This is a genomic window from Hyphomicrobium sp. 99 (genome assembly GCF_000384335.2).
Lineage (GTDB): Bacteria > Pseudomonadota > Alphaproteobacteria > Rhizobiales > Hyphomicrobiaceae > Hyphomicrobium_B.
In genome coordinates this window covers 1,242,557-1,268,239 of the sequence record NZ_KQ031382.1, presented here as the reverse complement: position 1 = coordinate 1,268,239, position 25,683 = coordinate 1,242,557, and the positions used below count along the sequence as shown (strand labels likewise).

The 25,683-nt window shown below is 61.2% G+C and carries 20 protein-coding genes; 8 read left to right on the top strand and 12 right to left on the bottom strand.

Annotated features, from left to right (window positions below; all coding sequences use genetic code 11):
• Window positions 1-66 precede the first annotated feature (66 nt).
• From der to panB, 4 genes are all read right to left on the bottom strand, one after another.
• The gene (gene der, locus G359_RS06250) at window positions 67-1,476 is read right to left on the bottom strand and encodes a ribosome biogenesis GTPase Der (protein ID WP_245279945.1); all 1,410 of its coding nucleotides are present in this window, start codon (window positions 1,474-1,476) and stop codon (window positions 67-69) included.
• An 87-nt stretch (window positions 1,477-1,563) separates the two neighbouring features.
• Window positions 1,564-2,889 (bottom strand): outer membrane protein assembly factor BamB family protein, encoded by a 1,326-nt coding sequence (locus G359_RS06245; RefSeq protein ID WP_156150684.1) that lies wholly within the window; start codon window positions 2,887-2,889, stop codon window positions 1,564-1,566.
• Between the two features lie 50 nt (window positions 2,890-2,939).
• Window positions 2,940-3,707: a tetratricopeptide repeat protein gene (locus G359_RS06240; RefSeq protein ID WP_045835423.1), complete on the bottom strand. Its 768-nt coding sequence runs from the start codon at window positions 3,705-3,707 to the stop codon at window positions 2,940-2,942.
• 155 nt (window positions 3,708-3,862) lie between these two features.
• The gene (gene panB / locus G359_RS06235; protein ID WP_045835422.1) at window positions 3,863-4,744 is read right to left on the bottom strand and encodes a 3-methyl-2-oxobutanoate hydroxymethyltransferase; all 882 of its coding nucleotides are present in this window, start codon (window positions 4,742-4,744) and stop codon (window positions 3,863-3,865) included.
• 376 nt (window positions 4,745-5,120) lie between these two features.
• Here panB and G359_RS06230 point away from each other — a divergent pair, with 376 nt between their 5' ends.
• The 3 genes from G359_RS06230 to G359_RS06220 all read left to right on the top strand — a co-directional run bounded on the left by G359_RS06230 (window position 5,121) and on the right by G359_RS06220 (window position 8,800).
• Complete coding sequence (locus G359_RS06230) at window positions 5,121-6,851, top strand: L,D-transpeptidase family protein (RefSeq protein ID WP_045835421.1); 1,731 nt, start codon at window positions 5,121-5,123, stop codon at window positions 6,849-6,851.
• A 123-nt stretch (window positions 6,852-6,974) separates the two neighbouring features.
• Window positions 6,975-8,174, top strand: a complete 1,200-nt coding sequence (locus G359_RS06225) for a sialidase family protein (protein WP_245279944.1) — start codon at window positions 6,975-6,977, stop codon at window positions 8,172-8,174.
• Window positions 8,171-8,800, top strand: coding sequence for a hypothetical protein (locus G359_RS06220; protein ID WP_045835420.1), 630 nt, complete (start codon window positions 8,171-8,173; stop codon window positions 8,798-8,800). The genes G359_RS06225 and G359_RS06220 overlap by 4 nt, the downstream gene beginning before the upstream one ends.
• Here the strand turns inward: G359_RS06220 and G359_RS06215 are convergent.
• The 5 genes from G359_RS06215 to G359_RS06195 form a co-directional block, all read right to left on the bottom strand.
• Window positions 8,797-9,390, bottom strand: a complete 594-nt coding sequence (locus G359_RS06215) for an NnrU family protein (RefSeq protein ID WP_045835419.1) — start codon at window positions 9,388-9,390, stop codon at window positions 8,797-8,799. The genes G359_RS06220 and G359_RS06215 overlap by 4 nt on opposite strands.
• Window positions 9,391-9,461: 71 nt before the next feature.
• A complete protein-coding gene (locus G359_RS06210; protein ID WP_045835418.1) occupies window positions 9,462-10,400 on the bottom strand; it encodes a 50S ribosomal protein L11 methyltransferase in 939 nt (312 codons plus the stop codon).
• Window position 10,401: 1 nt separating this feature from the next.
• On the bottom strand, window positions 10,402-11,211 hold the full coding sequence (locus G359_RS06205) for a TrmH family RNA methyltransferase (protein ID WP_045835417.1): 810 nt from the start codon (window positions 11,209-11,211) through the stop codon (window positions 10,402-10,404).
• A complete protein-coding gene (locus tag G359_RS06200; RefSeq protein ID WP_045835416.1) occupies window positions 11,208-12,134 on the bottom strand; it encodes a class I SAM-dependent methyltransferase in 927 nt (308 codons plus the stop codon). Before G359_RS06200 ends, G359_RS06205 begins: the two co-directional genes overlap by 4 nt.
• A 122-nt stretch (window positions 12,135-12,256) precedes the next feature.
• Entirely contained in the window at window positions 12,257-12,865 is a 609-nt protein-coding gene (locus G359_RS06195; RefSeq protein ID WP_045835415.1) for an FMN-dependent NADH-azoreductase, read from the bottom strand.
• Window positions 12,866-12,989: 124 nt separating this feature from the next.
• On the opposite strand from G359_RS06195, the gene G359_RS06190 reads away from it, so the two are divergent.
• Both G359_RS06190 and G359_RS06185 read left to right on the top strand, forming a co-directional pair.
• Window positions 12,990-13,427: a winged helix-turn-helix transcriptional regulator gene (locus G359_RS06190; RefSeq protein ID WP_045835414.1), complete on the top strand. Its 438-nt coding sequence runs from the start codon at window positions 12,990-12,992 to the stop codon at window positions 13,425-13,427.
• A gap of 140 nt (window positions 13,428-13,567) precedes the next feature.
• A complete protein-coding gene (locus G359_RS06185) occupies window positions 13,568-13,873 on the top strand; it encodes a hypothetical protein (protein WP_045835413.1) in 306 nt (101 codons plus the stop codon).
• A gap of 44 nt (window positions 13,874-13,917) precedes the next feature.
• Here the strand turns inward: G359_RS06185 and prfB are convergent.
• The 3 genes from prfB to G359_RS06170 form a co-directional block, all read right to left on the bottom strand.
• Window positions 13,918-15,052 (bottom strand): peptide chain release factor 2 gene (gene prfB, locus G359_RS06180; RefSeq protein WP_156150683.1). Its coding sequence is split into 2 segments (ribosomal slippage): window positions 13,918-14,982 and window positions 14,984-15,052, totalling 1,134 coding nucleotides; the frame shifts between segments, so codons are not numbered across the junction.
• A gap of 129 nt (window positions 15,053-15,181) precedes the next feature.
• Complete coding sequence (locus G359_RS06175; protein ID WP_052699214.1) at window positions 15,182-17,764, bottom strand: penicillin-binding protein 1A; 2,583 nt, start codon at window positions 17,762-17,764, stop codon at window positions 15,182-15,184.
• 149 nt (window positions 17,765-17,913) lie between these two features.
• Window positions 17,914-19,146 (bottom strand): N-acetylmuramoyl-L-alanine amidase, encoded by a 1,233-nt coding sequence (locus tag G359_RS06170; protein ID WP_045837721.1) that lies wholly within the window; start codon window positions 19,144-19,146, stop codon window positions 17,914-17,916.
• Window positions 19,147-19,941: 795 nt separating this feature from the next.
• Here G359_RS06170 and G359_RS06160 point away from each other — a divergent pair.
• The 3 genes from G359_RS06160 to G359_RS06150 all read left to right on the top strand — a co-directional run bounded on the left by G359_RS06160 (window position 19,942) and on the right by G359_RS06150 (window position 25,614).
• Entirely contained in the window at window positions 19,942-23,079 is a 3,138-nt protein-coding gene (locus tag G359_RS06160) for an Rne/Rng family ribonuclease (RefSeq protein WP_045835410.1), read from the top strand.
• A gap of 238 nt (window positions 23,080-23,317) precedes the next feature.
• Window positions 23,318-24,727, top strand: coding sequence for a M48 family metalloprotease (locus tag G359_RS06155; protein WP_045837720.1), 1,410 nt, complete (start codon window positions 23,318-23,320; stop codon window positions 24,725-24,727).
• A 35-nt stretch (window positions 24,728-24,762) separates the two neighbouring features.
• The gene (locus tag G359_RS06150; protein WP_045835409.1) at window positions 24,763-25,614 is read left to right on the top strand and encodes a DsbA family protein; all 852 of its coding nucleotides are present in this window, start codon (window positions 24,763-24,765) and stop codon (window positions 25,612-25,614) included.
• Window positions 25,615-25,683: the final 69 nt, after the last annotated feature.

Sequence of the window (25,683 nt, the reverse complement as noted above, 5' to 3'; positions counted from 1 at the left end):
TCGTTGCGAGCACGCGGTATTGCTCGCACGATTTCAAATTGCGGAAAGGATGTTGCGCCGTTCGCCTTACCGCTTCGTCGGCGCGAACGGATTGTCGCCCGAGCGGAGACTGAAGCGAATCGGAACGCCGGGAAGATCGAAGGTCTCGCGCAGAGAGTTCGTCAGGTACTTCACATAGGACTGAGGCAACGCCTCCGCGCGCTGTGAGAACGCAACGAACGTCGGGGGACGGGTTGAAGGTTGCGTGACGTAGCGGATCTTGATGCGGCGTCCATGGACTGCCGGCGGCGAGTGACGGCTCAGAGCGCCTTCAAGCCAGCGGTTGAGCTGCGGCGTCGAAACGCGGCGATTCCAGGTCTCATAGGTTTTCGCGATAGCCGACATCAGATGATCCAGTCCGCTCTCCGACCGCGCCGATATCGCGATGAGCGGAACGCCTGGAACCTGTGCCAGACTCTCGGCGACGCGGGCCTTGAGTTCGCGCAACGTCTTCTGCTTTTCGGGGACGAGATCCCACTTGTTGATCGCAACGACGAGGGCGCGGCCTTCTTCGGTGACGCGGTGGCCGATCGTCAGATCCTGGTGCTCGAAGGGCCGTTCGGCATCGATCAGCAGCACGACGACCTCGGCGAAGCGGATAGCGCGCACTGCATCGCTCGCCGACAGCTTCTCCGCGGTCTCGGTGATCTTGGCTTTGCGGCGAAGTCCGGCGGTATCGAAAAGCCGGATCGCCTGACCTTTGTATTCGAAGTCGCTCGAGACGCTGTCGCGCGTCAGTCCTGGCTCCGGCCCCGTTATCATCCGGTCCTCGCCGAGCAAGGCGTTCACGAGCGTCGACTTGCCGGCGTTCGGACGGCCAACGATTGCGACGCGGATGCGCTTCTCGCGCTCCGGCTTTGCTTCGGGCTTTTCGCTGGTCACTTCAGCGTCGTTGGATCGGCGCTTCCTGGTCGTTGGCGCGGCCTTCAGTCCGAGCGCGGCCAGAACGTCGTCAGCGAGGTCGCCGATGCCTTCGCCGTGCTCCGCCGAGATAGCGATCGGTGAGCCGAGCCCGAGTGAGAAAGCATCGAGCACGCCGTCGGTGCCCTTATGACCTTCAGCCTTGTTCGCAACCAGGACGACCGGCTTCCCCGACTGGCGGGCGATGCGGGCAAATTCCTTATCCGAGCCGGTGACGCCGGCGCGCGCATCGATGACGAAAAGGATGAGATCCGCCGAGGTGATCGCCTGCTCGGATTGCTTGCGCATGCGGTCCGCGATCGAACCGCGTTGCGCCTCTTCGAGACCTGCGGTGTCGACGAGGCGAATTTCTGCGCCGAAGAGGTCCGCGGTGCCCTCACGGCGGTCGCGCGTCAAGCCCGGCAGATCGGAGACCAGCGCCGCGCGCGTCCCGGTCAGGCGGTTGAACAGGGTCGACTTGCCAACGTTGGGACGGCCTACGATCGCGACGACAGGAATGTGATTAGGGAGATTCAAAAGGGAGCCGACAAGAATATGATTGCTGGGGGATCGTTGCCTCTCCGCGCAAAGCGGACAGCCAACATTGACCTCCTAGCTCAATTCTCAGTTGAGGGCGATGAGTTTTGCCGAGTCGGTCAAAACGAACATTTTGCCCTGCGCCACAATTGGCGGAATATAAACCGTGTCGCCGACGCTCATCTGGCCGCCAATCTTGCCGGTTGCTGCGTCAACGCTCACGATATCGCCCTTGCTCGACACGAGCCACAGGGTTCCAGCGGCCATAACGGGGCCGGAATAACTCTTTGCCGCAGGCAACTGCGCCGTCCAACGCGTTTTCCCATCGTTGCGGTTCAGCGCCATGAGGCGTCCACCCGTGTCAACGACGTAAACGGCGTCGCCTGCGACCCACGGCGGTTCGGAGCCCGGAATGTTTGCGGACCACAACCGGTCGCCGGTCTTGGCGCGGGCGGCGATCATGCGGCCGGCGTGGCCGATGGCGAACACTGTCCCATTATCAATCGCGGGCCGTGCGACATCGCTCATCGAGGCAATTTGCGAGGTCTGACGGGTGCGAGAGAGGTTTTCGGTCCAAACGGTCGAGCCGTCGGTCAATTTGAACGCCATGATGTCCCCCGAAGGGTACGGCACGACGACGACATCCTGGTCAACGGCAGGGCTTGATGAGGTCATCAGGCTGGCGCTTTGCGGCAGTCCGCGGGCGGACCAGATCTCGGCTCCGTCAACTCCGTTCAAGCAATAGAACTTACCATCCACCGTGATGACGTAGAGCCGGTCGCCGGATGCGGTCGGAGCGGCGCGCACGGGGACCTCGAGGTTCTTGGTCCAAATTGCTTTGCCCGATGCGGGGTCGAGAGCGGCGACGACGCCATAGCCGTTTGCGATATAAAGGCGGCCGTTCTCGGCGGCCAGACCACCACCGTAGCCGCCAAGGCCGACAGTCGTGTCGGGCCTCGTCGAGATGGTGAAGACGCTCGAGCCGGTGAGCGAGAAGGCCGCTACATTTGCTGCCGCATCGAGCGTGTAGATGCGCCCGTCGTATACGATCGGGCTAGCCGTCACACGACCGGTTTTGGAAGTTCCTTGGCCGGCGCTCGCGCTCCACGTCTGATGCAGCGGCCCATTCAGGGCGAGATTGCCGGGTGCGTTACCGGGGTCGCCGCCGGGCTGCGACCATGAATCGTTCGCGCGCGCTGTTGGGATAATCACCGGCGCATTTGCGTCGGCCAGATTGGCGGAGATGCTTTCCGTCGTCTCGACGATCGGAATGCGGCGGCCGGGCAACGGCGTTTGCTTTTCCTTGAACGGGTTGAGATCGCTCAACTTCGGCAGTGACGGACCGTCACCGGCGCAACCGCCGAGCAACAGCGTAGCAGCGATCGCCAAAAGCGACGACGCACCGAAACGCATCTGCTGTCCCCCTTTGCCCAACCCCGTTCTCCCCTCACCGCTTCGCGGTTCTACTTTTTGTCGGCGCCCGCTTCCGTCTTCGCCGGCTCGGCCGGTTTCGCAGGCTCTGCCGCCGTCGCCTGCGGTGGCGTTGCGGCCGGCGGCGCGTTCGCTGCGACTTGGTCGGCAGCTATGCTGGACATTATGACTTTAACACGCTCCTGCAGAGCATCCGAGGCATTGGGATCGAGAAGCAGAGGCTCAAGATACTTGCGCGCCTCGTCGAACTTTTTTGCCTTGAACGCTGCGATGCCGAGCAATTCACGCGCACTCTTATCGAACGGCGCATCCTCGCCAATCAGAGGTGTCAGGCGATTCTGGATTTCCTGATAGTCCGCATCTGCCGCCCGTAGGGATGCGGCTTGCAGCTGGGCGAAGTTTTTCAACAGATCATCGACGCCTGGCTGCTTCGCGAGCGAGTCATAGGTTGCAACTGCATCCGCCGACTTGCCTTCTTTCACCTGGTCGCCGGCGAGGTGCAACTTGGCGAGCGCGGCGTAACCTGCGGGACCGCTATCAGCGATCGCCTTGAAGGCCTTCTCCGCCTCGTCTTTCTTTTTCTGATCGCTGAGGCTCTCGGCGGCCGTGAAATCGGCTCCGCCCTTCTCGGCGGCCGTAATGCGACGCTTCTCGAGGAATTGATAGCCTGCCACGCCGAGAATAATGAGCGCCGCAGCGCCCACAATCAGGCCATTATAGCGCTGCCAGATTTTCTGCATCTGCTCGCGGCGGAGTTCCTCCTGGACCTCGCGGAGCAGACTGTCATTATCGTCGGCCATTAACTCTTGAACCTCATCTAGTCGCCGGAGATGGCGGAGAATATTCTCACGATCAGCCCGGCCAGCGGGGCATAGATAGCGGAGCGGGCGCTCCGAGCAAGCCCTCGCCCGAAGTTTCCTTTGCGTAAGCGTACATTAACCTCGGCCTAACACCGCTAAGTGCTCGTGGTCTTGGGCTTTTTCGTGGCTCGGGCGGTGGCGAGCGGCGCTTCGGCATCGTCGCTCTTCATATTGTATGTATGCTCTTGCCCGGGGAACGTCCGGCCGCGGACCGCCTCAGCGTAGGACGCGATGGCGCTATCGATGGCCGCTCCGATCGCGCCGAACTGCTTCACGAATTTCGGGACGTGCGGCGACAGACCCAGCATATCCTCCATGACAAGGATCTGGCCGTCGCAACCGGCTGACGCACCGATCCCGACAGTCGGAATGGGGATGGCATTGGTAATGCGTTCGGCGAGTGGCGCGGTCATCGCTTCGAGAACGACTGCGAATGCTCCAGCTTCGGCGACGAGGCGCGCGTCCTCTTCGATCGCATGCCACTGATCGATCGTGCGGCCTTGCGTCTTGAATCCGCCCAGCACGTTCACTGACTGGGGCGTGAGGCCAATATGCGCCATCACCGGAATGCCTCGATCGACGAGGTAGCGGATTGTTTCCGCCATGCGGCGGCCGCCTTCGAGCTTCACGGCGCCGCAATCGGTTTCCTTCATCACTTTCGCAGCGTTGCGAAAGGCGATGGAGGGACTTTCCTCGTAAGTGCCGAACGGCATATCGACGACGACGAGAGCCCTTTTCGAGCCGCGCACAACTGCCTTCCCGTGCATGATCATCAATTCGAGCGGCACGGGCACCGTCGTTTCATAGCCGTGCATCACCATGCCGAGGCTGTCGCCGACGAGCAGAAAATCGCAGTGGTTGTCCGCGATCGCTGCGGTGTGTGCGTGATAAGCCGTGAGCGCAACGATGGGCTCGCCGCCTTTCTGGGCGGTGATGTCGGGCGCCATGAGCCGGCGGCGCTTGACGTGAATAGACATTTTACTCCGATCGGCGCACGCGCCTTGCATTCTCAAAGTGAGCAAATGGCCAGACTGAACGAACCCGCGGGCCACGCCTTATCGACGAAAACACAGTTTACGAAACCATAGGCCGAGCCGCTAGCGTTGATGGGACGGCAAAAGGCGGTCGATTGGTAAATTTCTCCACTGACTATCCACAGTTAATCCCGCAATATCTGCGAAAGCGTTGAATTAGCGCCACATCGCTTCTTCCGAATCGTCAGTGGTGCGGCACCGTGGTTGCGTCGTCTGACTGGCCTCTGATAGCCAATTCATACCGCTGGACGAGGGTTTAATTACGGACCCGATGCTGGCGTTCTGACGGGTGTTGTCATTTCGACGTCGGGTGGGTCGCGTGCGTCGTTCGAACAAGTTCAAAGGCAGAGTTTCGCCGGCGTTGCGTTCGATCGCGACTAGCGCTCTCGTATTAAGCATGTTTGTCGGCCCGTCTGCCGTCGATGCAAAATCCAGATCCGGCGTTCTGAAATCTCTGAAAGCACCCGTCGAGGGCGCGACCAACGCAGCACCGACGTCTCCACTTCTGCTCGTCGTTTCGATCAACCAGCAAAAGATCCGTGTTTACGATGCGAACGGCGAAATCACGTCGTCTCGTGTCTCGACCGGCCGTCCCGGTTTCGATACGCCGACTGGCGTTTTCTCGATCCTTGAGAAGAACGTCTATCACACGAGCAACATCTACTCCGGCGCGTCGATGCCTTATCAGGAGCGCATCACGTGGTCGGGCGTCGCGCTTCATGCGGGCGTCGTTCCGGGCTTTCGCGCCTCACACGGCTGCGTTCGCCTTCCCTTCGCTTTCTCAAAAAAACTTTACGGGCTGACCAAGATCGGCAGCCGTGTCGTCGTCACGACCGAGGAAGTCGAGCCGATCGCGTTCGATAGTCCGAAACTGTTCAAGCCTCTTCCAGCGGACGAAGTTTCGGCGCTGAAATCCAACCAGTCCAAGCCCGCGCTGATCGCCGTCAACAGCAACCTCGCGGATGACCGCTCAACCTCGGACGCTCCGCAGGAATTGCCGCTGTTCATCGGCGTTTCGCCTGCACTCGTCAGAGCCGTTGCCGACATGCCGCGCGATCCTCAGCGCCGCCCGACAACGCGCGCCGAAGCCGATCAGATCATCCAGGAAAAGCTCGATCGCGCTCGCGCGTCGCTCAAGACCGCGCAGGCGACGCTTACCGCCGCTCAGGAGAAGGTGGCCGTAACGGCAAAGGACTTCGATAGCACGAACCAACGCTATGAAGTGGCGCGGCGTTCGGTGGCGCCGATCAGGGAAGCTCTCGCGGCTGCGGAAGCGCGGCAGCTGGATGCCATGAAGGCGTTCGAGGCCTATATGTCGGGCGGAGCGCCGAAGCCGCAACTGGTGGCCGATCTCAGATCATCCGATAGCGACACAGACAGCGCCCAAGATCGCGAAAGCGTGCTCGAAAACGCATTGCTCGACTTGACCATCGAAGCCGATAGGGCTCGCGCACAAGCGGCGCAGACCGAGATGAGCTTCGCTGAGGTTCAGGCGGCATATTCAGCTGCTCAGACGGCGCGCGACAGAGCGGCGGAAGCTCTGCGCGATGCGCAAACGGATCTTTCCTCAGCGCAGGCCTCGCTGACAGACGCCAACAAGGAAATGCGGCTCAGATCGAAGCCGATTTCCGTTCTCGTCAGTCTGCGTGCCCAGCGGCTCTATATTCGCCAAGGGTTCGATCCGCTTCTCGAGGCGCCGATTGAAGTCGCGCCATTGCCGCACAAGGTCGGGACGCACGTTTTCACGGCCATGCGGTATGGCTCAGACCCCAATACCTTCGATTGGAGGCTCGTCAGCGCGCAGACGCCGCTTCCGGGACAGTCGTTCGACGAGGGGAAGAAGAAGCGGGCCAGAACGGCGTTGGCGCTAGGGCGTGCCCTCAACGTTCAGATGGCGACGGAAGCGCTCAACGCCTTTACCATCCCGGATGACATCCTTCAGACGATTACGGAACTGGCACGGCCCGGTTCGTCGCTGATCGTTTCCGACCGCGAGCTGCCGCTCAACGAGAACGGCGGCGGTACGGAATTCGTCGTCCTGACGCGATAATCACATCTCCACAGTCGTTTTGCTTTTGCGCGACGGCATTCGCGCGCGGCGCCGTTCCAGTGTCGTTGACAGGGGAACTCACGCGCCTATACCCCAAGTGCACATTCCGGCGGGGACACGATTTTGCTGAAAAATCCCAGCACCAAGATCTTTGCGAGCTGGGCGGCTTGGACGACGTGGGCAACGCTTATTTGCTCCGCGGGGCTCGTCGCCGTTCTACTCTACAAGATGACGCCCAAAAGCGAACCGTGGACCTTCGTGGTCAGTGTTCCTGAAACGCCGGTGCTCGGCTCTCTCGATACTCGATCCGAGATCATCACACCGCTCGACGAGAAGCGCTTTGTCCACGGCGCTTCCGTGATCGCAACGCCGGACGGGCTTTTCGCAACATGGTATCGCGCGAAGTATGAAGGGGCTTACGACGCCGAGCTCGTTTCGTCGCGCTTTGATGGTTCGCACTGGTCGGAAGAGTTGGTTGTCACGAACAGCGCGCGCGTCAGCCACGACTTCGGCATTACGATCAAGTCGCTCGCCAACCCCGTTTCTTTCCGCCGCTCCGACAATGAAATCTGGATCTTCTTCGCCGCCTCCAGATTGAGCGGTTGGGCGACTTGCGAGATCGGGCTGGTCCGGAGCTTCGATAACGGCCGGACGTGGGGGCCGGCCAAGCGGCTTCAGGCATCGCCCTTCCTGAACATGTCGCATCTCACAAAATCAGTTCCGATCCTCTTTTCCGACGGACGGATCGGCCTCCCCGTCTATCACGAGATGAATCGCAAATATCCGGTACTGCTCGTGCTCGACCAGAGCGGACGCGTCATCGATCGGCGACGCATGGGTAACGGCGGCAAAGTCGGATACCAGCCATCGATCGTTCCGACGGGACCGACGACGGCTATTGCATTCGTCCGGCGCCTGAAGAGCCGGCATCCGCAGAGCATTCTGATCACGCGAACCGAGGACGGTGGAAAGACTTGGACGCCACCGGCGCCGATCGATCTTCCCAATCCCGGCGGGCCGATATCCGCGATCCGCTATGATGCTTCTCACATTCTGATGGCGTTCAACGACGATCCCGAGATCGAGCGCAACATCACACTCGCCATCACCGATCTCGAAGGAAAAACGTTTCAACGCGTTGGCGTCGTTGCGCGGATGGATTCCGAAAACCAGAAAAGTGCCGTGACGTATCCGTTCCTCATCGAGTCGGCGCCCGGTCAGTTCGATGTCGTTTATTCGCGACCGCTGAAATCCATCAATCACGTCCGGTTTTCGAGCGCATGGGTTCAACACGGCATGCAACCCCGGACAGCGCAACAATGACCATGACCGTCGATTTTTTGATGAACCGAGCAAGCGCGACGCTGATCGTCTTCATCGTATCTGCTGCGATCGCGGGCCTCGTCACGAAATCACCGGCGCGGCGGGCCGCTATCGGAATCGCGGGTGTTCTTTGCGCTCTCTTAATCGCGATCTCGGCGCGGTCTCTTATCGAATGGACGACTTCAGCCGTCGAACGGCCGTCGCTGCCGGGACTGCTGCTGCTCATCGTGCTGGCAATCGCGACTGTGACCAATCGACGGCTCGGCGCATCGGCGGAGTTTCGGTTCGGTACGCTGATGCTCGCTGTCGCCGGGCTCGTGCTCTATCCAGCCGCGGTGGGCTTTTTCAATTACGACACCTACGTGCTCGGCTACAGCGGATATCTGTTGCCGATCGGGATAGCGTTCGTTCTCGGCTACGCGATCTATCGAGGTTATTTCATCGTCGCGCTGGCGCTGAACGCGGCGATCCTCTCGTTTCTATTCGGCGCGGGACAAAGCCTCAATCTCTGGGACTATGTCGTCGATCCGGTCGCCTGGATCATCGCAACCGTGACGTGGATCGCTTTCGCGATCCAATATCTCGTCGTGCGCATCAGGCCGTCCAAGGCGTTGGCGGGGGCCTAGGTCAGCTGCGGTATCGGCGCGACGCCGATCAGCCACTGATGTCCGATCAGCAATATCCACGCATAAAGCGCCAACCCAAGGGCAACGACGAGCACGTCATTGAGCGCGCTCGACGGCGCCTTCGCGCCGAATGGTCCGCTCGCTCCGCGCTTTTTCACCGAGATGCGGTCGAAAACCGCGAACGCCAGAAACGATCCGAAAAGCAGAAGTGCGCCGAGGTCGCCGTTCGCGAGCAAATGCGCGAGGGCCCAAATCTTGATCGCGATCAGCATCGGATGGCGCGTCGCCGTGCGAATACGCGAGGGGATGAGCGAGGCGACGAGCAGGATGATTGCCGGCAGCATCAGCGCCACGGCGATGTGGCGCGTCCAGACCGGCGGGTCCCACAGGATTGGATTTTTGCCCGGATGAAGCTGCAGCTTGTGATAGCCGAGCACGATGACCGCCAGACCAGCGAGCGACAGAACCGAGAAAAGAACCCGGTAAGGCACGACGCCGATGCGCTCCTTGAGACCGTCGCGCAGTTCAGGTTGGGTCGGGAGCAGATGGACGCCGAGAAATAAAATCAATCCGACGATCAAAACCATCATGGCGTTCGCTCTCCCTCATAATCGCCCGACCGCATAGCATCAAAAATGGGAGAGCGCCAAACGCGTTCGCCTCAGGGGATGTAGCCCTTGTCGAGTTCAAGGGCTTGGCGCGCGATGACTTTGCCTTCAGGACTTTTGTGAACCGCCGTCCAGCCGAGATCGGTGCCGGCCTCTTCCGACGAACTGGAGCGAAGGTCTATCGAGACGACGTCACTTGCCCTGGCGTCGATCGGCGCGAGCAGGGGAAAATAGAGTTGCTCCCAATGCGTGCGCGGCGACAAAGGCCCTGTCGAAAATCCGATGCCGGGTACCAGTTCGACTTTCCACCACGTCGCGAAACCATAGATTTTTGCGGGGCGCGGAAGGCGCCACTCGGCGTCGCCGCGTCGTTTCGATTTTGTTTCGGATGTGAGATCGATCTCGTCCCACACCATTGCGCTTCGGCAACCGTCGAGAATTTCGTCCGGTTGCAAATGGCGGACGTAGGCGTTGTTCAGCGACATCGTTTGTGCGACGGCGAGATCGAGACCGTGGCCGACGCGATCCCACGCGCGAAGCTCTTCGTCGATGCGCGGCGTGACGACTGGCGCCACGTACTGAATGATGCCATCGGGAATGACGCGTCCGCCGGGCTTCAGGAAGCGTTGGCGCGCGTCGGCGAGCGTGGCGATGATGTTCTCTTCGAGCGCATAGTTGCCCAGCGTTTCCGAGACGATGATATCGACTGCGAGCTTGTCCTGGAATTCCGTCGAGTGGCACGGAATGAGGTGGCAGCGCTTCGCCTTGTTGGCTTTCAACACCGCAGCGGCAACGCCCGCAACTTCGGCGGCCTCGAAGAGAAACACATCTTTCGCGCCGAGCTTCGATGCCATCAGCCCGAGCAGGCCGGTGCCGGCGCCGATATCGGCGACGACGGATTTTCCAGGGACGATGACGGCCTTCAGCGCGGCGAAGAAGGCTTCGTTGCGAACCTGATCGGCGATCAGCGTGCGATGATATTCAATGCGCATATCAGAGCTTCAAATGTGGTCCGCGGACCTGATAGAGCATCAGCGCGGTGGCGATGGCGAGATTGAGCGAGTCGAGATCGCCGGCCATGGGAATTTTCACAAGATTTGTACACGAAGCAGCCGCGCCGGGAGAGAGGCCAGGGCCCTCACCGCCCATGACGACCAGCACCGGATCCTTATACTCGACTTTTCGGAAATCCTCGCGCGCGGCGAGATGCGTTCCGATGACGTCGCCCGGCCACGCCCGCGCCAACGTGACGAATGTCGGCTGATCCATTTTTACGAGCGGGACCGCGAAGATCGAGCCCATCGTCGCGCGAATGGCTTCGATGGCGTAGGGATCGCACGTGGTGCCGACGAGAATGACGCCCGCGCAGCCGACCGCGTCCGCCGTGCGGATGATCGTTCCCAAGTTGCCGGGGTCGCGCACTTCTTCGAGTGCGAGCCACGTTCCTTGCCCAACCTTTTTCGTATCGGGAGGTTCGGCGAAGCGCTGACGGAAAACACCGAGCAGTGTTTGCGGATTGTCTTTCGAGGCTAGCTTGCCGAGCACGGCTTCGGAGACTTCGAGCACTTCCGAGCCTGCATCGAGCGCGTGTCGCACGAGGCCGCGTGCGATGCCGCTCGTCGCCGTTCCCGCTTGGTAGACGAGTGTTTCCGGCACGAAGCCGTGGTCGCGCGCCGTTACGAGCAGCGATGTGCCTTCGGCGACGAACAGGCCCGTTTCTTTCCGGACCTTGCGCATGTCGAGCGCGCGGATGGCCTTGATCCGATCGTTCGTCAGGCTGGTGATCAGCTTCGGCTCGTTCATGCGTTCTGCTTCCAGCGCACGAAGAGCGACGTCGGCACGAGCGGACCGGTCTGCGAACGGATCGCCAGTTCGCCGCTATCGAACGTGCCGCCACGACCTTTCAACTCTTGCCGCATCAGTTGATCGAAGGCGAGCGAGGAGGCGCGGATGGCGTAGATCGTCAGCACCATTGCGGCGTTCTGTGGCGCCAGCAGCTTGGCGAGATCGCCCAGCAGTGCGGGGAGATTTTGGAAGAGATCCCAGATCTCGCCTTCGGGGCCGCGCCCGAACTTCGGCGGATCGACGATGATCATGTGATAGGTCTTGCCGCGACGGACATCGCGCGCGGCGAACTTCGCGGCGTCGTCAAGCAGCCAGCGGATTTTCGCCGCGCCAAGCTTCGACGCTTCCTGGTTTTCCTTGCCCCACTGCACGGCTTTCTTCGATGCATCGACGTGGGTGACTTCTGCTCCGGATGCAGCGGCCAGCAGCGAGGCTGCGCCCGTGTAGCCGAAAAGATTGAGAACGCGCGGGGTCTCGCCTTTCACGCTCGCCAAGTGTTCGAGCATCCAGCTCCAATGCGGCTCCTGCTCGGGGAAGAGACCGAGATGCCAAAGCCCCGCGAGCTTGCAGAGCATCGTCACGCTCTGTCGGTCGGATTTCTGAGTTTGCGACAGCGCGAGCTTTACGGGCCAGGCGTCGGGCACCGGCTTGTCGATCCGCCACTTGCCTTTTTCATCGTCCTCGCCGGAGGCGGAGAAGACGGCATTCGCTTTCGCCCATTCCGATTTGCCAAGCTTCGGCTGCCAGAGCGCTTGCGGCTCCGGACGGTCGACGATGATTTTTCCGAAGCGTTCGAGCTTCCGTCCCACGCCTGAATCGAGCAGCGCGTAATCGGGAAAGCCGTCGGACGTGATGAGGTGCAAATTATCGAGCGGTGGCATCGGCAGAGGTTTTCGAATGAAGGATCGTCCGCGCTTTAACACGAATGTCGCTTATGTCGATAAATCAAACCTCGCCGACGCCCTCAGGCGGAGATTTGGCCGATCTCCGCCCTTTGGTGTCCTCAGGCTGCGAGGCCCGCTATCGACGACTGGGCGGCCTCGATGGACTTCGCGCGCTGATCGGGGCCCAGCGCCACGCCTTCGGCGCGGATGAACGTCACGTCCGTAATGCCGAAGAAGCCGAAGATGTTGCGCAGATAGGCTTCCTGGTGGTCGAGGAAGGCGATTGGCGTCTGGGGCCCGTAGAACCCGCCGCGCGACGACGCCACGATGACTTTCTTGCCGCCTGCCAGCCCCTCGGCGCCTTTCTCGGTGTAGCGGAAGGTCTTGCCCGCGACGGCGAGCCGGTCGATCCAGGCTTTCAGCTGGCTCGGGATCGCGAAGTTGTACATCGGAGCACCCACCACGACGATATCGGCCGCCAGGAATTCTTCGAGTGCTGCCTGCCCGGCCGCGACATCCTGACGGATCGGCGGCGCTTCTGGGACGGCGCCCTGGTTCGCGGCGAGGTGCGCGCCTGACAGATGGCCGACGGGCTCGACGGCCAGATCTCGATAGATGACCTCGAGGCCCGGATGCAGGGCTCGCTCGGCGGCGACGATCTCTGCCGAGAGCTGCCGGCTCACCGAGCCCGGGCCGAGGATGCTCGAATCGACATGCAGAAGTTTCATGGGAGGATCTCCATCCGAAGTTCTGGTGGAGACTGGGGCGCGATTGACAGACGCCTCAGCCAGTCACATTTTGTGACCAGAGCTAAATTGTTCACTGCCGAAGACCGCGCAAGGAGGCACTTTTTTGGAAGCCGGTATCAAAAAAGGAACCGAGAGCTGTCGCGCCGTCGCGGACGTGCTGGCCCGGATCGGCGACAAATGGACGGTTTATGTCGTTGGCCTGTTGTCGAACGGGCCGATGCGTTTCAACGAGATCCGGCGTTCAGTCGGCAGCATATCGCAGAGGATGTTGACGCTGACGCTGCGCGGGCTGGAGCGCGACGGTCTGGTCACTCGCACCGTCTTTCCGACGATCCCGCCGCGGGTCGATTACGAGCTGACGGACCTTGGCCGGACGCTCATCTGCATCCTGGGTCCGCTCGGTCAGTGGGCCATGGAAAATCGCGAAACCGTCGAGAAGGCGCGCGCGAGTTTCGATGCCCGGGCGGAGAAGGCGTCCGGTACCAGCGCCGCGAAGATCGCGTTTAAGCGGTTGCCCGGCATTTGGCGCAGCACTTCGTGACGATGGGCTGGCTACGCGATGGGCGTAGTATGGAAGCCACACGGTCTCGAAAAGAACTCTTTGGCCTAGATCCTTCCGCAAATTGCAGATAGCGGACAAAGTTAAGGTGCGCGTTACGAGACGATGGTGGAGGTTTTCTTATGCGATTTGATCGAGGTATTGCGGCCGCGGTCTTTCTGTCGATGACCCTGATCTCTGCCGGGGCGCAGGCTTTCGAGACGACTTCGATTGGCGGGACGAACGCGGACGGCTCGGCGCGCTATCAGGACCCCGACGAGGCATCCGCGCTGCTCTCGCCTTTCGGTTCCGGACAGACTTCGTCGAGCACGGGAACGGATTGGAAGAGCCCGATCGGATCCTCAGGTTTCAATTTCTCGGCGTCGCAGAATACCTCGACGGAGCCCAGCACGCCCTTCAACAATCCGCTCCTCCGCGAGCGCAACTGACGTCCGGCACGCGACGCGTAGAGGAGCCGCCATGGGTTTGGCGGCTACTCCAGGTCTTCGACCGTTACGGCTTCTCCACCGCCCTTGATGCGTTGTGACAGAGCGGCTTCGATGAATTGATCGACGTCGCCGTCCAAAACTTCATCCGGGTTTGTCGACTGCGCGCCGGTGCGCAAGTCCTTCACCAGCTGATACGGCTGGAGGACATACGACCGGATCTGATGCCCCCAGCCGATATCCGTCTTCGCCGCCTGCTCGGCGTTCGCCTTCGCTTCGCGGCGCTTCAATTCCATCTCGTAGAGGCGCGCTTTGAGGCGCTTGAACGCGATGTCCTTGTTCTGATGCTGCGAGCGTTGTTCCTGGGCGAAGATGACGATGCCTGACGGCTTATGGACGAGGCGAACAGCGGATTCCGTTCGGTTGACGTGCTGACCGCCCGCGCCTGACGAACGCGCGAATGAAATGTCGACGTCGGCCGGATTGATCTCAACGTCGATCGTGTCGTCGATGACCGGATAGACAGTGACGGACGCAAAGCTCGTATGGCGGCGTGCGTTGGAATCGTACGGCGAGATGCGTACGAGGCGGTGAACGCCCGCTTCCGTCTTCAACCAGCCGTAAGCGTTTTCGCCTTCGATCTCGAAGGTCGCCGACTTGATGCCCGCTTCTTCGCCAGGGCTTTCGTCAATCAACTTGACCTTGTAGCCACGGCGCTCGGCCCAGCGCACGTACATGCGCGCGAGCATCGAAGCCCAATCCTGGCTTTCGGTGCCGCCCGCGCCGGCGTGCACCTCGATGTAGGTGTTCATCGCGTCGGCTTCGCCCGACAGCATCGCCTCGATCGAGCGGCGCTGCGCTTCGTGGTCGATGCGCTGGAGCGCGCTTTCGCCTTCGCGCACGCTCGCGTCGTCGCTCTCGGCCTCGCCGAGTTCGATCAACGTCAACGCGTCGTCGTAGTCGCGTTGCAGCCGCTTGAACTCAGACACGGCGCGCTCGAGCGATTGCCGCTGGCGCATGACCTTCTGAGCGTTCTTCGCGTCAGTCCAGAGATTGGGGTCTTCAGCTTTCGCGTTCAGCGAGGCGAGACGGTCTTCGGCCGTCTCCCAGTCAAAGAGACCTCCTCAGGAGGGCAAACGCCTCCTCGATGCCGTCGGAAAGTTTTTGCGCTTCAGCGCGCATAGCGGCCTCCGAAGCCAGCTCGTGCTGGCGAAAAGTGATGGATCAAAAAAACAGGTGCGGACCTATAGAGATGTGCGGCGGCGCTGTAAACGATCGCGGACGCTACGCGGCAATCGGCGCCAAGCTCAGCTACCACATACCATTGGGAGAAAGTGATCCGCTATCCGGCCTGGAGGGAGGTGGCGCCGGACGCGCCACGCGATCGCCCATTGGCGGCGGCGGAGGTGGCGGCGGGGACGCATCGGCCGTCGCGTTGGCGATGCCGATCATGGCGTAAGCGTCGTCCGGATCTTCGTCGGGCTTGAACGCCTCCATGATGGAGCCAGGGTCGTCGGCCGAGGCTCTGAGCCCGGTTTTCGGATTGACGCGAACGAACTTGATCCCTGGCGGAACACGGAACGGTGCAGCCGGCGTCGATCCCAGCGCGTCCTGAACGAACTCGCCGAAGATCGGGGCAGCGATCGCGCCGCCTGTGTTGCCTTTGCCGAGCGGCTTTGGCGTGTCGTATCCGACGAAAACACCAACGACCATCGTCGGCGTGTAACCGAGGAACCAAACGTCCTTTTCTTCATTCGTCGTGCCGGTCTTACCAGCGACCGGACGATTGAGAGACTTTAGAACCGTCGCCGTTCCGCGCTGGATGACGCCTTCAAGAATGTGCGTCATCTGATAGGCCGTGTGCGGATCGATAATCTGACGGCGGCCATCGACAAGCTCGGGCTCCGGCTGGCCTGCCCAATGATCTGCCATGCAGCCCATGCACTGGCGCTCGTCATGGCGCCAGATCGTGTGACCGTAGCGATCCTGAATCCGGTCGACGAGGGTGGAGGTCACTTCCTTGCCGCCGTTCGCCAGCATGCAATACGCCGTCGCCAAGCGCAGCAGCGTCGTCTCGCCCGCGCCGAGCGACATCGAAAGCACCGGCAAGAGATCGTCGTAGATGCCGAACCGCCGCGCGTATTCGGTGATGACGGGCATGCCGAGATCCTGCGCCAGACGCGCGGTCATCTGGTTGCGCGAATGCTCGATGCCGAAGCGCAGCGTTTCGGGGCCGGTCGTGTCGTTGGTCTCGTAGTTCTTCGGACGCCAGACGTCTTGGCCCGGCCCCTGATCGATCTCGATCGGAGCGTCGAGAATGATCGACGTCGGCTTGTAGCCGTTATCGATAGCGGCGGCGTAGACGAATGGTTTGAACGACGAGCCGGGCTGGCGCTTGGCCTGAATGACGCGGTCGAACTGGCTCATGTCGTAGGAAAAGCCGCCGGCAACCGCGAGGACGCGTCCGGTGTAGGGGTCCATCGCGACGAGGCCGCCGCCGACCTCCGGAACTTGCATCAGGGACCATGCGCCCTGGATATTGTTCGGGTCTTTCGGAGCGACATAGACGACGTCGCCCGGCTTCAGAATGTCGGCGGTCGATTTGACGTCGATCCTCTTGGCGCCGGGCCGCTTGGCCGCCCATTTCATCTCGTCGAGCGACACCTCGACCGCCTCCCGATCCTTGACGAGGGTCGCATCCTGCTGGCGCGTCGGCTTGAAGCCGATGATGGCCTTCGTCTTCTGCGTCTCGAGCACGACGCCGAGACGCCAGGGCTGTATATCGGACGGACTTGGAAGTTTGCCGAGCGCTAGACCCCAGTCGCCGGAAATATCGATCTTCGAGACGGGTCCGCGATAACCCTGCGTCCGGTCGAACTTCACGAGACCGTTGATCAGCGCCTTCTTGGCGTATTGCTGCAATTGCGGGTCGAGCGTGGTGCGGACGGACAAGCCGCCGCCGTAAAGCTTATCCTCGCCGTACTTTGCGAGAAGCGACCGGCGTACTTCCTCGGCGAAGAATTCAGCCGTCGAGATATGGACGGCGTTGGGACGCAGATTGACGGTGAGCGGCTTCTTCCGGGCAGCCTCCGCCTCTTCCTTGGTGATGTAGCCGTTCTCGGCCATCTGGCCGATAATCCAGTTCCGCCGTTCGGTTGCCTTCTCCTTCTGGCGGAACGGATGGTAATTGTTCGGGGCCTTGGGAAGCGCCGCAAGGTAAGCGGCTTCCTCGATGTCGAGGTCCTTCAGCTCTTTGTTGAAGTAGGTCAACGCGGCGGCGCCGACGCCGTACGAGTTCATCCCGAGGAAGATCTCGTTCAGATAGAGTTCGAGGATGCGATCCTTCGAATAGGCGCCCTCGATACGGACAGCGAGGATCGCTTCCTTGATCTTGCGCTCCATCGAGCGTTCGTTCGTCAGCAGGAAGTTCTTGGCGACCTGCTGGGTGATTGTCGAGGCACCCTGCGCGCGCTTGTTCGAGCCGTGGATCTTGGATTCGATCGCAGCGAAGACGGCGCGCCCGATGCCTTGAAGGTCGACGCCCCCGTGTTCGTAGAACCGGCGATCCTCGGCTGACAGAAACGCGCCGAGGACGCGCTTGGGAACCGTATTGATCGGGACGAAGATGCGGCGCTCGCGCGCGAACTCGGAGATCAGCGATCCGTCATGGGCATGAATGCGCGTCATGACGGGCGGCTCGTACTTCGACAAGCTCTCGTAGTCGGGAAGGTCTTTCGATGCCTGCCAGATCAAGAACCCGGCGCCTGCCGAGCCCGCGATGAAGATCAGAACGAAGGTCCCGAATGCGAACCCAAGGAAGTTGAGCAGCAGGCTCCGCCGCCGCTTCTTTCTTCTTTTGGGCGCCGTGGGTGGCGGCAGCGTTGGCGCACGCATCAAATTCGTGATTCCGTCAGTCTGGCGCTGGCTTCGAAATTTCGAGCGAAGGGGCTACGTCTATTGCCGCATCGCAGCAATGACAATACCCTCAGAGGCTGGGCACATTAACACGGAATGTGGCAGCACGTCGTCCATAGCCCAAAGCCTTAAGGCTTCGAGGCCGTTCTCTTGTTGAAGTAAATTTGCACCGCATCGGAGATCGCGGACGCCACCTTCGATTGCCACTCGGCCGTCAACATCTGCTGTTCATCCGTTTGGTTGCTGAGATAGCCCAATTCCACGAGGACCGAAGGCGCGTGGGTCTGCTTTAGAACCTTGAAGGCCGCCGATCGGCGGGGAATGCGCGACATTGCAATCGTCTTGCCCAGCCGCTTGGCCAAGACCTGCGAAAAATCAGCGGAGAAGTTCGAAGTCTCCCTTTTGAGCAGATCTATCAGGATATTCTTGACTTGGTCGCCGCCGCCCCGATCGAAATTCTCGATGCCGGCGATGAGATCTGATGCGTTCTCCTTTTCGGCCATGATACGGGCCTTCTCGTCGGAGGCCTGGCTCGATAGCGTATAAATTGTCGCGCCGCGGATCGTCTCCCTCGCGGTCTGCTCTTCGATTGAATCGGCATGCAGTGAAATGAAGAGGTCGGCGGCGTTCTCTGCCGAGAACGCGAGGCGCTTATCGAGCGAGACGAATACGTCGTCGGCGCGCGTCATCTTGACGTCGTAGAGCCCGGTCTTCGTCAGCGCTTCCTTCAGTTGGGCTGCGACGGCGAGTACGATCGTTTTTTCGGTCACGTTGTTGGCGCCGATGGCGCCGGGATCGATGCCTCCGTGTCCGGGGTCGATGACGATAACAGGCTTTCCGTGCGGTTTGCGAGCCACGTCGGCGTTTTCGGAGGCGGCGGCATTGGCGACCAACGGCTCATCCGCGGCGGTATGCGACCCGGTTCCCGCGCCAAATGTTTCCGCATCGATCGGCATCAGCGCGATCGCGAGCTTCACAGCGGAGGACCCCTTTAGCCGCGTCATATTGGCGGAATTGATTTTGACCGGGCCCTTGGTGTCGATGACGACGCGGGATTTGTGCTCTCCAAACTGACCGTACCGGAACGCGGAAATCAGCCCCGCCCCTTTTTGACCGGCCGCCGGATCGAGCCGGAATGAGAGATCGGGCAAATCAAGAACAACGCGGTAGGGATTGCCGAGCGTGAAGACTTGGGCAGTCACGCCCTCGCTCATGGTTAATTCGAATATCGTGGATCGGCCCGTAACGGTCAGATGCGCGTCCAGCGCTTCGGCGGCATCAGCGGACGGCGAGACGAGCATAGAAAGCCCGGCAAATGCCGTCGCGAAAGCGTTCCACAAAAGTTCCCTGGGCCGACGCATCGCCGAACTGTTCCCCTTCGTCACCCCAATCGCCATGCCCGGCGTATCGTTAAATCTTTGTTTTCATTCGTATTATAAAATACTCATTCATGCCTCTCGGGGATGTTCCAGCTCCAGGTTTATAGCACTTGCCAGGGCGGGGGCGACCTCGTACAGTTTGAAATGTATTCGGTGGCGTTCGAGACACACGCCTGGACGGTGTTTGTCAAACGTGCGCCTGCGATACCTGATCAGCCTGCTGCGGGGATGAAAAATTCCTGCTTTTCCAGGCAATTAGGTGAGCACGGATGGGACCTGCTCGAGGCAAGCGTACGGGAGTAACACGTCGCTCAGCAGGTTCTACGGCTTCGACTTCAGAGCCCCCGGCGGCTCTTTTGACGGGGCAATAAGACTTTGTGCCGGTCGCCCCGATTTGTCAGTCGGGTAAAAGCGCGGATTGCCGGGCGACCATTATTGATCCACCGCGATGCCGGAAGGCGTCGGAATTTTTCCCCTCGGCCAACGTCCCCCAATTCTGGACATGCAGCCGGGCAATACACGACAGGCCATGACGAAAGCTTGCATCATCCATAACGGCGCCCAGCGGACCCCGGTCTGCGCGGCTCCCCTATGCGTTCCCGCGCGCCCTTCGCGCACTGGCGGGACCGGGATGACGCAGAAAGCGGCGCGGCCCCCCATCACATCTTCAGCGCCATCAACCAAAAGTACGCGCCGCCGCGCGAATCTCGCAATCCGCTCCGTTGTTTGCGGTTCGAGATGCGAGCCGCCGCCCCGGCGCGCCAAGGAACATAAGCAATGTCCAACACGAAAATGCTCATTGATGCCACCCACCCCGAGGAGACTCGGGTCGTGGTTCAAAGGAATGGCCGGGTAGAGGAATTCGACTTCGAAAGTGCAGCCCGTAAGCTGCTTCGCGGAAATATCTATCTCGCAAAGGTGACGCGCGTTGAGCCGTCGCTGCAGGCTGCTTTCGTCGATTACGGCGGGAACCGTCACGGGTTTCTGGCCTTCAACGAAATCCACCCCGATTACTATCAGATTCCGGTCGCCGACCGGCAGGCGCTTCTCGATGAAGAAGCGGCAGCCGAAGCCGAGCTTGAAGCCGCCGCAGACCGGCGTGCGGAAGCTCTTGCGCGGCGCTCGGCTCAACGCGGCGGAGCGGACGCTAGCCAGCGGAGCGAAGGCGAAGCCAACGGCGACGAGGAATACGGCGATAACGGTTCTGATGAAGCCGGTGTCGAGACCGCGCACATCGTGGACGTCGAAGAAGACGAGCACATCGAAGAAATCGGCGGCGACGACGACGAGGAAGCGCCAACCGCCATCGCTGCGTCCGTTTCGACCTCGGACGACGACGTTCGCTCTGAAGAGCCTGCCCAGGAACGCTCCGAGGCACCGGTCTCAGCTCGCAACGACAACGATGTCGATGGCGTAGCGGCGCGCGCAAGCGATGAAGCACATCGCGATGCTGCGCCCGGCGAGCACGAGTACGACCATCCCCATCACGACGATCATGAGCATGATCATGATCACGATCATGAGCACGCTGCTGACGGCGAGAGCGATGACGATCATGATCACGTAGATCACGATCATTCGGATCATCATCATTCCGAGCAGCACGCCTCGCACGACGAGCGCGGCGCCGATGCCGAGGAAGGCTCGGGCCGTGGCGGATATCGCGAAGAGGCGCCTCAGCGCCAGCGCCGCCGTCCGCGCAGCTACAAGATCCAGGAAGTCATCAAGCGCCGCCAGATCATTCTGGTTCAGGTGGTCAAGGAAGAGCGTGGCAATAAGGGCGCGGCCCTCACCACGTATCTGTCGCTCGCCGGCCGGTACACGGTTCTGATGCCCAACACCGCCCGTGGCGGCGGCATTTCGCGCAAGATCACCAATCCGCAGGACCGTCGCCGTCTCAAGGCTATCGCTCAGGAGCTCGAGGTTCCGGAGGGCATGGGCCTCATCATCCGCACGGCGGGCGCTGCGCGGACGAAACAAGAGATCAAGCGCGATTTCGAATATCTGCTCAGGCTGTGGGAAAGCGTGCGCGAGCTGACGCTGCAGTCCACCGCGCCGAGCCTCGTTTATGAAGAGGGCGATCTGATCAAGCGATCGATCCGCGACCTCTATAACAAGGACGTGGAAGAGATCGTCGTTGCCGGTGAAGCGGGGCACCAGGAAGCGGCCGACTTCATGAAGATGCTGATGCCGAGCCACGCGAAGAATGTCGTTCCCTATCGGGATCCGACGCCGCTCTTCACGCGCTATGGCGTCGAGCGCCAGCTCAACGCCATGTTCCAACCGCAGGTAACGCTGCGTTCAGGCGGCTACATCGTCATCAATCAGACGGAAGCTCTGGTCGCGATCGACGTCAACTCAGGAAAGTCGACGCGTGAGTTCTCGATCGAAGAGACGGCACTCGCGACGAACCTCGAGGCTGCCGATGAGATCGCGCGGCAGTTGAAGCTCCGCGACCTTGCGGGCCTCATCGTCATCGACTTCATCGACATGGAAGAGAAGCGCAACAACCGTGCGGTCGAACGCCGGCTGAAGGATGCTCTCCGTTTCGATCGTGCGCGCATCCAGCTTGGGCGCATTTCGCACTTCGGCCTCATGGAAATGTCGCGCCAGCGGCTGCGGACAGGCGTGCTCGAAGGCTCGACCTCGCAGTGCCCGCATTGCCAAGGCACCGGCATCATCCGTTCGACAGAGAGCATCGCGCTCGCAGTTCTGCGCGGTCTCGAAGACGCGATCACAGCGGGCGCAACAGGGCCGCTTACGGCAACGACGACGCCGGCTGTCGCGCTCTACATTCTCAACAGCAAGCGCGCCTACGTCACCGACATGGAGGCACGGCACGGCCACACGATCACCGTGCTCGGCAGCGACCGGGTCCAGGGCGCGAACTTCACGGTTGAACGCGGCGGCGTCGCCGCACCGGTTCGCCGCGTCGAGCGGGCTGCGGTCAATATGGATTGGGGCTTCGACGGCGAGGAAGACGCACCATCGTTCGAGGGCGGCGAGATCGAAATCGCACCCGATGGCGAAGACACCGATGACGTCGCCTCCAGTCGTGAATCCGGCCGGAGTGAAGGCGAAGAAAACGGCAACAGGCGCGGACGTCGCCGCCGGCGCCGTGGTCGCGGCGGACGTGATCGTGGCGAAGGTCAGGGTCGCGAACGCTTCGGGTCCGAGCCGCGCTCAGACGCAGAGGGCGCTATTTCTGCCGGTCCGTATCCTCAAAACGACGACGATATCGAAGCCGGTCATCCCGATGATGATGAAGGCGATGGCCAGCCCACCGTCGACGGCGCAGGCTTCGGAGAACAGGCCGGTGCCGGTAATGGCGATAAGCCGGGACGGCGCCGTCGCAGAGGTCGTCGCGGCGGCCGTCGCGGCAGAGAACGGGGTGGCCGTGAAGGCTCGAGCATAGCTGCCGAAGGCAGTGAAGGCGAAGGCTTCAGCGGAGACCAGCCTGACCTGCTGGAGGTCGCGTCCGATGACTTTCGGCTCGATGCCAACGAACCGGCTGACCAGGACATTGCTTCACGCAGTGATGCCGAACCATCGGAAGGCCGGCCCGCTCCAGCCGAGAGATCGCGCGGCGCCAGTCAGCGTCCGCGGCGCATTTGGGACGCGCCTCCTGCAGCAAGTGATGAAGGCCAAGTCGAAACTCAGGTTGCTGCTCCTACGGATCACTCAGTGAAGACCGAGGAGCCCGTCGCGGCGGTCGAAACGCCTCGCGCTGCTCCGGCACCTGAGGAAAGCGTTCCCGTCGCGCCGCTTCGGCGGCGTCACGAAGTCGGATCGAGCGAGGTGCGCATCGAGCGCGTTGTCGTTCGGCCCGGCGAAGTGAGCGATGCTACGGTCGCCGAAGTCCAGGCCGTCCCGCAGCGCAAGGGCTGGTGGCAGAGAAAGCTCAGCGGCGAATAACAAGATTGGGAGGCCAGAGCAGCAGCTTTGGCCTCCTTTCTCCAAACTCCGAGGCTCACGCGGCGAGGGCCCTCTTGGGATAGCGCAACATTTGCTATTCTCGCCCGTCACGCCCATGCCCTAAAGTGATGCCTGATGCGGTTATTATCCGCGTCGTAATTTGACCCAGCGGGGCTGGCTGCCTAGTTTGACCGCGCGTGGCGTCTCGACGAGGTTCATCGAGATCGGGGCACATCCAATGCCTGAAATTCCGAGGACTTTTCCGGCGTTCTCGGCCGCCAAAAGCAGCGTGCTTATGGTTGCCGTGCTTGCCGCTTCGTTCCTCACATCGGCTGCTAGCGTGCGCGCACAGGGACTGCCGCTCATCCGCGATGCCGAGATCGAGGCGTTGTTGCAGGATTACGCGAAGCCCATTTTCCAAGCGGCTGGCTTTGGCGGCGGGCGCGTCACGGTTCGCATCGTCAACAACGACGCCTTCAACGCGTTCGTGCTCGATGGCGGCAACGTGTTCGTGCACACCGGCACACTGATGCAGGCCAACACTCCCAACGAGGTCATCGGCGTCATCGCGCATGAAAGCGGCCATATCGCCGGCGGTCACATGGCCGCTCTCAGGGCGCGGATCGCGAAAGATCAAACGCGTGCATTGCTGACGCAGGTTCTCGGTATCGGCGCGATGGTTGCGGGCGGCGTTTCAGGCGGCGACGCGGGCCGCGAGACGATGCAGGGTGGCCAAGCGATCTTGCAGGGCGGCACTTCCGTCATCATGAAAGGCCTCTTGGCCGAGCGCCGGTCGCAAGAATCCGCCGCTGACCAAGCCGGCATCAAGTATCTCACGGCCACCAAGCAGTCCGGCAAGGGAATGCTCGACACGTTCGAGCGGTTCAAGGAACAGGAATATCTGACGGATCAATTTCAGGATCCGTTCGTGCGATCGCATCCGCTTTCCGTGGACCGTTTGGCACGGCTGAGCCAGCTCGCGACCACGAGCCCGTATTTCGCTCAGAAGGACCCGCCGTCGCTTCAGCTTCGTCACGATCTGATGCGGGCGAAATTGTCGGGCTATCTCGAAAACCCGACGACGGTTTTCAACCGCTATCCTGAAAGCAATACGACGCTTCCGGCTCGCTACGCGCGGGCGATCGCCAAGTACTTCAAAGGTGGTCCTGGCGCGCTTGAAGCGGCCGTGCAGGACGCTGACGGGATGATCCGCGAAAACCCGTCGTATCCGTATTTCTACGAGCTCAAGGCCGACTTCCTGATGAGAACAGGCAAAATGGCCGCAGCCGTGCCGAGCCTGCGGCAGGCGCTTAAGCTCGCGCCGAGCAGTCCGCTCATCCGCGTCGAACTCGCGAGCGCGCTGCAGAACAGCGATAATGCCGATGCGCAAAAGGAAGCAGTAGATCTTTTGCGTAAATCCCTCGTAGACGATTCCGAAAACGGTCACGCTTACAGGTTGCTCGCCAACGTCTATTATAAGCAAAACAAGTCGGCTGAAGCTGACGCCATGACGGCGCAGGCTTACTTCTACGAAGGGAACATCAAGCAGGCGCAGCTCTTTGCGAAACGCGCGCAACTGAAGCTACGCGCGGGTTCGCCCGAGTGGCTGAAAAATGACGACATCGTCAATTACAAACCGCAGACGTGAGCGGCTTACGTCAGCGACAACGCGAGATTAGATCAATGACCTTGAAGACGAAATTCTTGGATTCCGCCAAGCTGGCTGCGACCGGCAAAAGATTCACTGCGGCCTTGCTCGGATTGGCCTTGCTGGCATCGATCGCGGGCGTTCACTTCGGGTCGGAAACAGTTCGCGCCGAGGCGGTTGCACCCACCGCGGGCGGATCGGCCTTCACGGACGAGCAGAAAAAGGCTCTCGGCGACATCATCAAAGACTATCTCGTCAAGAACCCGGAAATCATGTTCGAGGTTCAGAGCGCCCTCGACGAGAAGACGCAGAAAGAGCAGGACGCCAAGCTCAAGGCGTTCATGGCCGAGAATGCCAAGTCGATCTATCGCTCGCCCGACAGCGCGGTTGCTGGCAACCCCGACGGCGACATCACGGTGGTCGAGTTCTTCGATTACAACTGCGGCTACTGCAAGCACGGGCTTCCGGAAGTGCAGAAACTGCTCAAGGACGACAAGAATGTGCGCTTCGTCTTCAAGGAGCTGCCGATCCTGTCGAAGGGCTCGGAAGAGGCCGCGAAGGTTGCACTCGCCGCCAAGCGCCAGGGCAAATATTGGGAATTCCACCAGGCTCTGCTCGGCTCCAAGGGGCAGGCAAACGAGGCCTCAGCCCTGAAGGTGGCGGAGGGTCTGGGTCTCGACATGACCAAGGTCAAAGCCGATATGGCGAGCGACGACGTGAAGAATGAACTTTTGGCCGAGATGAAGCTCGCCAAGACGATGGGCGTCAACGGCACGCCGCACTTCCTCGTCGGCGACAAATCGATCCCCGGTGCGCCGGATGACCTTCATGATCAGCTCGAGGCGCTCGTCTCGGATTTCAGGAAGAACAAGTGCGCAACCTGCTGAGGCGATCGACTGGAAATATCTAGTTGTCGCAGCCAGTTACCATAATTTGCACGGCAAAGTGCGCGGCCA